This window comes from Cupriavidus sp. SW-Y-13 (genome assembly GCF_009793345.1).
Classification (GTDB): Bacteria; Pseudomonadota; Gammaproteobacteria; order Burkholderiales; family Burkholderiaceae; genus Cupriavidus.
On record NZ_WHLX01000001.1, the window covers coordinates 1,212,204 to 1,224,330 of the forward strand.

The 12,127-nt window shown below is 63.9% G+C and carries 10 protein-coding genes; 8 read left to right on the plus strand and 2 right to left on the minus strand.

All coding sequences use genetic code 11. The features are described from left to right. Window positions 1-125: 125 nt before the first annotated feature. The gene (locus tag GA566_RS05540; RefSeq protein ID WP_237380065.1) at window positions 126-680 is read right to left on the minus strand and encodes an Lrp/AsnC family transcriptional regulator; all 555 of its coding nucleotides are present in this window, start codon (window positions 678-680) and stop codon (window positions 126-128) included. A 203-nt stretch (window positions 681-883) separates the two neighbouring features. On the opposite strand from GA566_RS05540, the gene GA566_RS05545 reads away from it, so the two are divergent. From GA566_RS05545 to GA566_RS05580, 8 genes are all read left to right on the plus strand, one after another. Then, window positions 884-1,900 (plus strand): 1-aminocyclopropane-1-carboxylate deaminase, encoded by a 1,017-nt coding sequence (locus GA566_RS05545; RefSeq protein ID WP_160471946.1) that lies wholly within the window; start codon window positions 884-886, stop codon window positions 1,898-1,900. A 139-nt stretch (window positions 1,901-2,039) separates the two neighbouring features. Beyond that, entirely contained in the window at window positions 2,040-3,014 is a 975-nt protein-coding gene (locus tag GA566_RS05550; protein ID WP_137925680.1) for a tripartite tricarboxylate transporter substrate binding protein, read from the plus strand. Between the two features lie 113 nt (window positions 3,015-3,127). Continuing rightward, entirely contained in the window at window positions 3,128-5,827 is a 2,700-nt protein-coding gene (mdeB, locus tag GA566_RS05555) for an alpha-ketoglutarate dehydrogenase (protein ID WP_160471948.1), read from the plus strand. A 185-nt stretch (window positions 5,828-6,012) separates the two neighbouring features. Further along, complete coding sequence (locus GA566_RS05560; protein WP_137925678.1) at window positions 6,013-6,777, plus strand: GntR family transcriptional regulator; 765 nt, start codon at window positions 6,013-6,015, stop codon at window positions 6,775-6,777. An 11-nt stretch (window positions 6,778-6,788) separates the two neighbouring features. Then, window positions 6,789-7,601: a transporter substrate-binding domain-containing protein gene (locus GA566_RS05565; protein WP_160471950.1), complete on the plus strand. Its 813-nt coding sequence runs from the start codon at window positions 6,789-6,791 to the stop codon at window positions 7,599-7,601. Window positions 7,602-7,625: 24 nt separating this feature from the next. Then, window positions 7,626-8,294 (plus strand): amino acid ABC transporter permease, encoded by a 669-nt coding sequence (locus GA566_RS05570; RefSeq protein WP_160471952.1) that lies wholly within the window; start codon window positions 7,626-7,628, stop codon window positions 8,292-8,294. Next, complete coding sequence (locus GA566_RS05575; protein ID WP_137925675.1) at window positions 8,291-8,947, plus strand: amino acid ABC transporter permease; 657 nt, start codon at window positions 8,291-8,293, stop codon at window positions 8,945-8,947. Before GA566_RS05570 ends, GA566_RS05575 begins: the two co-directional genes overlap by 4 nt. Then, entirely contained in the window at window positions 8,928-9,659 is a 732-nt protein-coding gene (locus tag GA566_RS05580; RefSeq protein WP_137925674.1) for an amino acid ABC transporter ATP-binding protein, read from the plus strand. The genes GA566_RS05575 and GA566_RS05580 overlap by 20 nt, the downstream gene beginning before the upstream one ends. 145 nt (window positions 9,660-9,804) lie before the next feature. Here GA566_RS05580 and GA566_RS05585 read toward each other — a convergent pair whose 3' ends face one another. Next, a complete protein-coding gene (locus GA566_RS05585; RefSeq protein WP_160471953.1) occupies window positions 9,805-11,967 on the minus strand; it encodes a TonB-dependent siderophore receptor in 2,163 nt (720 codons plus the stop codon). Between the last annotated feature and the right edge of the window lie 160 nt (window positions 11,968-12,127).

The window sequence follows — 12,127 nt, forward strand, 5'->3', positions numbered from 1 at the left end:
CCGTGTTGAATAGCGCGACATTGCCCGATGCATCCTGTGTGTTGAATGCCTGCAGCGCGCTGACATTGACCTTCCCGGGTCCCTTGTTCAGCCGGTAGGCGACCGTTCGGGCACAACGTCCTAACTCAGATCGGGAACTGCGTCGTCGACAACACCTGCTTGAGCACCATGAACGAGCGGATCTGCCGCACACCCGGCAGATAGAGCAGTTGCTCTGCATGGAGCCGGTTGAAGCTGTCGCTGTCCTTGGTGCGCACCAGCATGAAGTAGTCGAACTCGCCAGTCACCACGTGGCATTCCATGCAGCCCGAGACCTGCTGGGCAGCGGTCTCGAACTGCGCGAAAGACTCCGGCGTGGAGCGGTCCAGCACCACGCCGATCATCACCAGCATTCCCGCATCGAGCGCACTGGGATTCAAGAGCGCCACGATGCCGCGGATCAATCCCATTTCCTTCAGACGTTCCACGCGCCGCAGGCACGCGGGCGGACTCAGGTTGACCTTGGCCGCCAGCGCCACATTGGATATCGAAGCGTCCTGTTGCAGCGTGCGCAGGATGGCTTTGTCCGCACGATCCAGGGCCTCGATGTGCGGCGAAGCTGCCGTATTCGACGGTGCCGAAGATGGTGCATGGGGCGGTGCATCCGGGCCGGATTTGGTGCGAAATTTTGTTTCTTTCATGGGGTTAGAGAAAGAATTTTTGAAGTTACAAGGCTTGTTGTTCCTTTTAATCGTGTTCAAAAAGCGAGTTTTTTGCAAGCACGTTTCGTGAGTTTTTTCTTAGGATGGAACCCATCGCAACATTGATCTGCCGCTCGCAGGCGCAAGCGTTACTGCGCGGCACGTCGATGACGGGATAGCCCCTCAACCCTGGAGTTGCCACCATGAATCTCAAGCGTTTCGCTCGCCATCCCCTGACGTTCGGACCCACCCCGATCCAGCCTCTGAAACGCTTGTCCGCGCACCTGGGCGGCAAGGTGGAGTTGTTTGCCAAGCGCGAAGACTGCAATAGCGGCCTGGCGTTCGGCGGCAACAAGACCCGCAAGCTCGAATACCTGATTCCCGACGCGCTGGCGCAGGGATGCGACACGCTGGTGTCGATCGGCGGCATCCAGTCGAACCAGACACGCCAGGTGGCGGCCGTGGCGGCGCACCTTGGCCTGAAGTGCGTACTGGTGCAGGAGAACTGGGTCAACTATGCCGATGCCGTATATGACCGCGTGGGCAATATCCAGCTCTCGCGCATGATGGGTGCCGACGTGCGACTGGTGGCCGATGGTTTCGATATCGGTATCCGCAAGAGCTGGGAAGACGCCATGGAAAGCGTGCGCAAGGAGGGCGGCAAGCCGTATCCGATCCCGGCCGGTTGCTCCGAGCATCCGCTGGGCGGCCTGGGGTTTGTCGGGTTTGCCGAGGAAGTCCGCGCGCAGGAAGCCGAGCTCGGCTTCAAGTTCGACTACATCGTGGTGTGCTCGGTAACCGGCAGTACACAGGCGGGCATGGTGGTGGGGTTTGCGGAAGATGGCCGCGCCGATCGCGTGATCGGTATCGACGCATCGGCCAAGCCAGAGCAAACGCGCGCACAGATCCTGCGTATCGCCAAGCATACGGCCGGCCTGGTCGAACTCGACCGCGATATCGTCGATGCCGACGTGGTGCTCGATACCCGCTACGGTGGTCCCGAGTATGGCCTGCCGTCCGCCGGCACGATGGAAGCGATCCGGATGTGCGCGAAGTTCGAAGGCATGATGACCGACCCCGTCTACGAAGGTAAATCGATGCACGGCATGATCGACATGGTGCAGCGCGGTGAATTCCCGGCCGGTTCGCGCGTGCTGTACGCCCATCTGGGCGGTGCACCTGCATTGAGCGCCTACAGCTTCCTGTTCCGCAACGGCTGAACGCACCAGCGCTGTCGTCGTGCACGTATCCGCGCCGGCACTGACCACCGGTGCGGAGGTCTCGCTTCGCTTCATGTTCGTTTCACGCAGGGGAACGCAAATGATTGCCTCGCTACGGAAGGAGTTTCTACGGAGGATCATGGCGACGGCCAGCGTGTGCGCGCTGCCGGCCATGGCCATGCTTGCTGCCCATGCGGCCAATAGCCACGCCGCGAGCTATCCGACGCGGCCCGTGGTGCTGGTGGTGCCGTTTCCGGCCGGCGGTGCGGTAGACATCATCGGAAGGCTGGTCGGCAAATCGCTCGGCGATGCGCTGGGCCAGCCGGTCGTGATCGAGAACCGCGCCGGAGCCGGCACGATTGTCGGGGCAGGATACGTGGCCAAGGCCACGGCCGACGGCTACACACTGCTGATCAGTTCGGGATCGACATTCACCGTCAATCCGGCCATCAATGCCAGCCTGCCGTACGATCCGGTGAAGAGCTTCGAACCGGTGGGGCTGGTGGCCCGTGTACCGTTGATCGTGGTCGCCAATCGGTCGGTGCCCGTCGACAACCTGCCGCAGATGGTCAGTGCGGTCAGTGCGGCGCCGGGCAAGTATGTCTATGGGTCGTTTGGTAGCGGCACCACCGGGCACTTTGCCGGCGAGCTGCTGCTGAGTGCCACGGGCATGAAGATGCAACACATTCCGTACAAGGGCAGCGCACCGGCCATCGCCGACCTGATTGGTGGGCAGATTCCGTTCTCGATCGACACCGTGGCCGCGTCGCTGCCGCATATCCGCAGCGGAAAGATCAAGCCGATTGCGGTGACTGGCGCCACACGTGCATCGTTGTTGCCCGAGGTGCCCACGGTGGCGGAAGCCGGCTATCCCGGCTTTGATGCCGATTCATGGGTGGCCATTGCGGCGCCACGTGGCTTGCCCGCCGATGTACGGGCCAGGCTGGACAGTGCGCTGGCACAAGCGATGAAGGACCCCGAGGTGCGGCAGAAGCTGCTGGCCAATGGACTGGAACCCAAATACGCGCCGGCGGAGCAGGTCAGTGTCATGATCGACCGCGAATTGCCGCGCATGCGTACGGTTGCACAGAAGTCAGGTATCCAGGCCAACTGACCTTGTTCGCTGACCTTGTTCGCTGACTTTGTTCGCTGAATTTGCTGCGACACCACGACCAGCCCGAAAACTGGTTGGGGTGGACCCAGCCTGAACCTCGCAGGAGACACTCGATGGAACAGCATGACCGCGTCAGTGCAGCCGCGAACGCGCTACACGCCCAGGCAGATCCGCAGGAGCTTCAGGAGTGGTGCGAGGCGCTCGATGGCGTGCTATCGGCGTGGGGCGCGGAGCGGGGCCGCGAGCGTGCCTGCGAAATCCTGGATGCACTGTTGGCCCATGCGCGCGAACGGCGCTTGCCATGGCGTCCGGCGCAGGTCACGCCGTACCTGAACACGGTGCCGGTGGAGGACCAGCCGGCGTATCCGGGCGACCTGGCAATCGAGCAGCGCCTGTCGGCCATCCTGCGCTGGAATGCGCTGGCCATGGTGGTACGTGCCAATCGCGCGCACGGCGAACTCGGCGGTCATATCGCCAGTTATGCATCGGCCGCGGATCTGTTCGAGGTGGGCTACCAGCATTTCTTCCGTGGCAATGCCGCACCTCACGGTGCCGATCTGGTTTTCTTCCAGCCGCACTCGGCGCCTGGCGTCTATGCGCGCGCGTTTCTGGAAGGACGGCTCGATGAATCGGCGCTGTGCCACTATCGACAGGAACTGGTGGCCGAAGCGCAGGGGCTGCGTGGACTGAGTTCGTATCCACATCCGTACCTGATGCCGGATTTCTGGCAATTTCCCACCGGCTCGATGGGCATTGGCCCGCTCAACGCGATTTATCAGGCGCGCTTCATGCGCTACCTGCAGAACCGGGGTCTTTGCGAGACCGGTGGACGTCGCGTATGGGGCTTCTTTGGCGATGGCGAGATGGACGAGCCCGAATCGGTCGCCGCACTGACGCTTGCCGCACGCGAACAGCTCGACAACTGCACCTTCGTGATCAACTGCAATCTGCAGCGGCTCGATGGTCCGGTGCGCGGCAATGGGCGCATCGTCGACGAACTGGAGGCGCTGTTCGCCGGCGCAGGCTGGCATGTGGTCAAGTGCCTGTGGGGCTCGGAATGGGATGCACTGCTGGCGTGCGATCACAACCATGCGATCAGCCGTGCGTTCGCGCAGACGCTCGATGGCGAGTTCCAGACCTTGTCCGCCAATGACGGAACGTTCAACCGCGCCCACTTCTTCAGCAAGACTCCGGAGTTGCGCGCGTTGGTGGCGCATCTTTCCGATGCGCAGATCGACCAGTTGCGCCGGGGCGGCCATGATCCCGTCAAGATTCATGCGGCATTTGCCGAAGCCGCGGGCTGCAAGGGCCGGCCCGCCGTCGTGCTGGCCATGACGATGAAGGGTTACGGCATGGGCACCATTGCGCAGGGCCGCATGACCACCCATCAGCAGAAGAAGCTGAGCCAGGCCGACCTGATGGCGTTCCGCGATCGTTTCAGTCTGGCGCTGTCTGACCAGCAGGTCATGGATGCGGCATTCTACCGGCCACACGAAGACAGTCCCGAAATGCAATACCTGCAGGCGCGGCGCGCCGAACTGGGCGGCTATCTGCCGGTACGCAGTACCAGTGGCGGCACCCTGGCGGTGCCCGGTCTGGAAGCTACCGCCGCCTTCGCACTCCATGCCGATGGCAAGGCGATGAGCTCGACCATGGCACTGGTGCGGCAGCTTGGCGCACTGCTCAAGGATCCGGTGCTGGGTCCGCGTATTGTTCCGATCGTGGCCGACGAGGCGCGCACGTTCGGCATGGCTGGCTTGTTCCGGCAGGTTGGCATCTATGCGCCATTCGGCCAGCTTTACCAGCCGGAAGACTCGGCGTCGATGCTGTCGTACCGCGAAACGCGCGACGGCCAGATCCTGGAGGAGGGGATTACCGAGGCGGGTGCGCTGTCGTCGTGGACGGCGGCGGCCACCAGCTATGCCACGCATGGCCTGCCGATGCTGCCGTTCTATATCTACTACAGCATGTTCGGCTTCCAGCGCGTGGGCGACCTGATCTGGGCTGCGGCTGACCAGCGCGCTCGCGGCTTCCTGGTAGGCGCCACGTCGGGACGCACCACGCTCGGTGGAGAAGGGCTCCAGCATCAGGACGGCAGCAGCCATCTTGCTGCGGCCACCATCCCGAACTGCCGCGCCTATGATCCCGCGTTTGCGGGCGAACTGGCGGTCATTGTCGACCACGGCATGCGCCGCATGCTCGAACAGCAGGCCGACGAGTTCTATTACCTGACCGTGACCAATGAGGCTGTGGAGAACCCGAGCCTGCGGCCCGAAGCGCATGAAGGCGTGGTGCGCGGCATCTATCTGCACCGCCCCGGCGGCGACTTTGCGCACCGGGTGCAGCTGTTTGGCAGCGGCGCCATCATGGGCGAAGTCCTCAAGGCCGCGCGGCAGCTTGAGCAGGAGCACGGGGTGGCGGCTGATGTATGGAGTGTCACCAGCTATATCGAGCTTGCGCGCGAGGGCGCGGACTGCGAACAGCAGTGGCGCCATGGCAAGGGGCCCGCTGACCAAAGCTGGCTGGGCCGGCAGTTGCAGCCCAGTGTTGGGCCGATCATTGCCGCCACCGACTATGTACGTGCACTGCCGGAACTGGTGCGTGCCTTCCTGCCGGCCGGCCGACGCTACGTGACGCTGGGTACCGACGGCTTCGGCCGCAGCGATTCGCGCGCGGCGTTGCGGCGCCATTTCGAGGTGGATGCGGCGGCGATCGTGCAGGCCAGCCTGCGTGCCGTGGAGGAAATCGTGGCCCAGGAAACGGTCGCGGAGCGGCGGCACCTGGCCGACGTGATTGCGTTGGCATCGATATGACCCGCGCCTGATCCACCGTTGTTTCCTACCTGACGCGCGGCCCGGTTCGGCACCAAGGCCGCGCGTCGCGCACCGCGCTGGGGAGTCATGGCACGGCGCATGCCCGATTCTTGCGCGTGGAATGGGGCTGTTTGCCGACAAATCTTGCATACAAGCATGGCATACCACTTGCTCAAGTGATTGCCGTGACCGAAACCACCGACAAATCTCCCGCTGACATCGCCAACCGCATCACCGAGGCGATGCTTGGCCAGAAGCTGCTTCCTGGATCGCGCCTGGGCGAGCAGGAACTTGCTGCGCTCTTTGGCGTGAGCCGCACGCTGGTGCGTGAAGCGCTGATGCGCCTGGCCGCGCGTGGCATGGTGACTGTCAGCTCGCGGCGCGGCTGGTTCCTGGTGGAACCGAGCGCCGATGACATTCGCGCTGCGTTCGACGCGCGCCGCATCATCGAAACCGGGTTGCTGCGCGAAGTCAGTGCGGAACGGCCGCCAGGCGTTCAGGCGATTCATTCGCTCAAGGTGCATATCGCCCGCGAAAAAGCCGCGCTCGATGGCGACGACGCCAGCGTACGCAGCTTCCTGCTTGGCGATTTCCACGTATGCCTGTGTGCCTCGCTTGGCTATGGCCTGCTCACCGATACATTGCGTGACCTGACCGCGCGTACCACGCTGGTGGCCAGCCGCAATCAGTCGGCCGCGGATGCCGGGCGCTCATGCAGCCAGCATGAAGACATCGTCAACGCACTGGCCGATGGCGATGGCGCGCTGGCCGCGCGCCTGATGGCCGAACATCTGGGCGAAGTCCACACGAGCCTTGACGCCGTGCCGCCCCTCGATCCGCTCGCGCACCTGCGCCACGCACTGGCGCCAGTGGACCCGCAACGCGTATCAACTTCCGTTTTACCGTCCGGGAATCTGTCCCCGAACCCATCCACTCCCTCTCGAAGCTAAGGAAACTCGCGATGTTCCACGTCAACGCCCTCAAGAAGTTTTCCCGTCGTGGCCTGATGGTTGCCATGCTGGCCGGTCTGTGCGCAACGGCCTTGCCGACGCTGGGCCATGCCGACACACTTGCGGACGTCACCAAGGCTGGCGTATTGCGCGTGGCCGTGCCGCAGGACTTCCCGCCGTTTGGTTCGATTGGCGCCGACATGGCACCGCAAGGCCTCGATATCGACGTGGCCGCGCTGGTGGCGAAGAAGATGGGCGTCAAGCTCCAACTGGTGCCGGTGACCAGTACCAACCGCGTGCCATACCTGCAGACGCGCAAGGTCGACCTGGTGATTTCGAGCATGGGCAAGAACCCCGAGCGCGAGAAGGTGCTCGATTTCTCCGAAGCCTACGCACCGTTCTTCAACGGCGTGTTCGGTCCGGCCGACCTGCCGGTCAAGAGCGCGGCCGACCTCGCCGGCAAGACCGTGGGTGTGACACGCGGTGCCGTGGAAGACCTGGAACTGAGCAAGATTGCACCGGCCGGCGCCACGATCAAGCGCTACGAAGACAACAACGCGACGATCTCGGCGTTCCTGTCTGGCCAGGTGCAACTGATTGCCACCGGCAATGTCGTGGCATCGACGCTGATCGCCAAGCATCCGCCCAAGGCACCGGAAACCAAGTTCCTGATCAAGAACTCGCCATGCTTTATCGGCATGAACAAGGGCGAGAAGGCGCTGCAGGACAAGGTCAATGCGATCCTCGCAGAGTCGAAGAAGGACGGTTCGCTGAACTCGCTGTCGATCAAGTGGCTCCTGCGTCCGCTGCCGGCACAACTCTGATTCGCGCCGCCACCGGGTTGAAGCATGGCTTACCAGTTCGATTTCCTGTCGGTGCTTGACCACACCGATGTGCTGCTCAAGGGCATTGCCGTCACCGCGCAACTGACGCTGACGGGCGGTGTGCTGGGCGTGGCGGTGGCCGTTGCCGGTGCCTGGGCCAAGACCCAGGGGCCGGCGTGGCTGCGCACCGTGGTCAGCGCCTATGTGGAGCTGATCAGGAACACGCCGTTCCTGATCCAGTTGTTCTTCATCTTCTTCGGGTTGCCAAGTCTGGGCGTGCATCTGCCCGAGATGCTGGCGGCGTCGCTGGCCATGGTCATCAACCTGGGGGCATATGGCACCGAGATCGTTCGCGCCGGGCTGGCCGCCACCCCGCGCGGGCAGTTCGAGGCTGGCGCGAGTCTGGCCATGTCGCCGTTCCAGGTATTCCGTCACGTGGTGCTGCGCCCCGCGTTGCAGAAGATCTGGCCGGCGCTGTCGAGCCAGATCGTGATCGTGATGCTGGGGTCGGCGGTCTGCTCGCAGATTGCGGCGCAAGACCTGACTTATGCGGCCAACTTTATCCAGGGGCGCAATTTCCGGGCTTTCGAGGTGTACCTGGTCAGTACCCTGATCTACCTGCTACTGGCGCTGGTGTTGCGCCAACTGCTGCGCGGCATTGGCCGGCAGCTTTTTGCGCGGGGCGTCCGATGATCGAATTCTCAACGTGGGATATCGTCCGCAACCTGTTGCTGGCGGCACGCTGGACCGTGCTGCTGTCGCTGGTGGCCTTTGTGGGCGGAGGCATCGTGGGGTTGCTGGTCCTGCTGATGCGAACCAGCAAGCGCCCGATGCTACGTCGCGCAACGTGGGCCTATATCGAGATTTTCCAGGGCACGCCACTGCTGATGCAGTTGTTCCTGGCGTTCTTCGGGCTGGCATTAATGGGCATCGAAGTCCCTGCGTGGCTTGCCGCCGGATTGGCGCTGACATTGTGGACCGCGGCGTTCCTGGCAGAAATCTGGCGCGGCTGCGTCGAGGCCATTCCACGCGGTCAGTGGGAGGCGTCGGGCAGCCTGGCCATGAACTATGTCCAGCAGATGCGCCACGTGATTCTGCCGCAGGCGCTGCGCATCGCGGTGGCGCCGACCGTAGGCTTTGGCGTGCAGGTCGTCAAGGGCACGGCACTGGCGTCGATCATCGGCTTCACCGAGCTTTCCAAGGCGGGGACCATGATCGTCAACGCCACGTTCCAACCGTTCACCGTGTATGCGGCCGTGGCGCTGATGTACTTCGCGCTGTGCTGGCCGCTTTCGCAATACAGCAAGATGCTGGAGAGGAAATTCCATGCCGCTCATCGCCATTGACCAGGTCCGCAAGTCGTTCGGCAGCAATCAGGTCCTGAAGGGTGTATCCCTTTCGGTGGAACCGGGCGAGGTCATTGCCATCATCGGCAAGAGCGGTTCGGGCAAGAGCACGCTGCTACGTTGCATCAACGGACTGGAAACCATCGACTCGGGTGCGATCACCGTGGCCGGCGCGCACCTGGCTGACAGCGAACTGCAACTGCGTGCGCTTCGCCTGAAAGTGGGCATGATCTTCCAGCAGTTCAACCTGTTTCCGCACTTGAGTGCGGGGCGCAACGTGATGCTGTCGCCGATGGTGGTGAAGGGCGTGCCGGAGGCACGCGCCCGTGAACTGGCCGAGGAAAACCTGGCACGGGTGGGTTTGTCTGCCAGGTTCGACGCGTATCCGGATCAGTTGTCCGGCGGGCAGCAGCAGCGCGTGGCGATTGCGCGCGCGCTGGCCATGCAGCCGACCGCCTTGCTGTGCGACGAGATTACCTCGGCGCTCGATCCCGAACTCGTGAACGAAGTGCTGCAGGTCGTGCGCGGCCTGGCTGCCGATGGCATGACCTTGCTGATGGTGACGCACGAAATGCGCTTCGCACGTGAGGTGTGCGACCGCGTGGTCTTCATGCACCAGGGCAAGGTGCATGAGATGGGCGCGCCCGATGCGGTATTCGCACGGCCGCAGACGCCGGAGTTGCAGCAATTCCTGGGGATGGTGGAGGCCTGAGCGCATCCCGATGCGCACGGCTTGCCAGGCGGAGCGCCGATCCGCCGTGCGCCATTTGGCCGATGGACACGGTCGTCAGCTCGCTCCCCGCCCGAGCGGGACCGACCCCGCCCGGGCGGGTTTCGGGCCCGGGCGGTTCGTGCGGTCAGAAGTCGATTTGTGCCCCCAGCTTGAAGACCCGTGGCGCGCCCTGCGTCAGGTAGGACGCACTGGTAATCCAGTAGGCCTTGTTCGTGAGGTTGTCGATGTTGAAGCGCACCGTCGTGCGCTTGCCGGCCACGCGCGTGGTGTAGCGCACGCCCGCATCGAACAGCGTGTACGACGGCAGCGACACCGTGTTGGCTGCGTCGATCGGGCGGGCGCCGTAGTACTGCATGCCTGCCGTCAGCGTGAAGCCCGTATCCCAGAGGCGGTACTCGGTGTAGAGCGATGCCTGTTGCTTCGGCGTGCCGTTGGCGCGTTTGCCCGAGATGCCTTCCGCAGCGGTTTCGCTCTTGGCGTTCAGGAACATCACGCTGGCGTTGACCAGCCACTGGGGCGTCACGCGGACGCTGCCGCCCAGTTCCAGGCCGTCATAGCGTTCCTCGCCGTCCTGCGTGAACACGTTGCTGTTGTTCGTGTAGGTCAGGCCGCGATTGATGCGGAACAGGGCCGCGTTGGCCGACCAGTTCTCGCGCTGTGCCTTCACGCCCAGTTCCACCTGCTTGCTCTTGAGCGGGCTGAAGACCTGGCGCGAATTGGCGGCGGTCAGCGGTGCGGTGGCGCCCTGTTCGAGCGATTCCACGTAGCTACCGTACGTGGACACGCCCGGCAGCGGCTTGAAGATGATGGCGCCGGTGGGCGTCGTCGCGGCCTTGTCGTAGTCGTTGACGGAGTCCTTGATGCTGTTGCGGCGCACACCGACCACCAGGTCCCACTTCTCGCCAAGGTGCATCGTGTCGGATACGAAGACCGCGCGCTGCGCCGTGTAGCTGCCCAGCGTATCGGGCGATTCGGCGGACAGGTGGGGATTGTCGAAGTTGCCGGGATTCGCCAGGTTGCCGCTGCCCAGTACCGCGTAGTTGAAGACGTTCGAATAGTACGAGCGATTGCGGCTGTACTGCAGGCCGAAGGTCAGGTCGTGTGTGATGAAGCCGGTCTTGACCTTGCCCGTCACCATGCCGATGACGTCATCGGTCTTGAAGCGGTCCATGCCGCCGTACTGTTCCTCGGTGTAGTCGCCGGCGGCGTTGGCGTAGATCGTGCCGTTCAGGTAGACACGATCCATGGTCGAGCCGCGATACGCGATCCGCGCGTTCCAGTTCTCCGCAAAGCCCCAGTCCACCGACGTGCCCCAGATCTTGGCGCGCGTCTCGTAGCTCGTGAACGGCGAGTAGATGCGCTTGCTGCCGCTGATGGCGCCGGGCGGCGGGGCGATGGCGGTGTCACCGGCTTCGCCGCTGGCATTCGGGAACAGGCCCCAGCTCGTGGAACCCTTGACCACGCGATCCAGCGCCAGACCGTCCGCGCTCCAGACCAGGTTCGGCATGATGCGCCAATCCAGGGCCAGCGATGCCGAACCGCGCTTGATGTGCCCGCCGTCCTTCACGTAGGTATCGCCTTCTTCGCCGACCACGTTGGCGCGATAGCCGAAGCGGTCGTCGGGGCCGAAGCGGCCGCCCAGGTCACCGCCCAGCATGAACGTGCCACGGCTCGTGAAGGAGGTGGTCACGCTGCGCAGCGGCACATCGGTCGGACGCTTGCGGATGAAGTTGATGATGCCGCCCGGCGCGGCAAAGCCATAGAGGAAACCGCCCGCACCCTTGAGCAGTTGCACCTGTTCGAAGTGATCCAGCGGCAGGTCGCCGCTCCAACCGAAGATGTTCTGGCCGTCAACCTTGCGGCCGTTCAGCAGGTCCAGCGTGATGCCGCGCACGGCGATCTGCGACGACAGGCCGCCGATGTTGTTGCTGGTCATCGAAACCGAGGCGTCGTTCTTCAGCGCCTGCACGATGGACGTGGCCTGCTGGTTGTCCATGAGGTCGCGCGTCACCACGTCCACGCTGAATGGCGTGTCCTGCAGCGGCGTGTTGCCGAACGCGCCCATGCTGGCCTTGTCGGCGCGGTATTCGTCCAGCGTGTCGGCCTTGCTGCTGACGGTGACCGTGGGCAGCGTGGGGGCGTTGTCGCCGGCCGGAGCGGGCGTTTCCTGGGCGTGCGCGACGCTGGCGGACAGGGCAAGGGTGAGCAGGGCGCCGTGCAGCGCCTGATCCAGGCGCTTGCGCCGGAATGGCACAACGGCAGGGGTGAAATGCGAGGTGGTTTCCATCAGTCTAGTTATCGAGCAGGGTTGAGATGCCGGCTGGCTTCGGTGTCCCGTCTAGGCCGCTGCTGCCGGTTGCACTATCCAGCGCAAGACGCATGCGCTGGCGTTCATCGATCTGCGTTCCCCTGGCCGCACGACGCAGCCATCTCCCTTGAAAACGCAG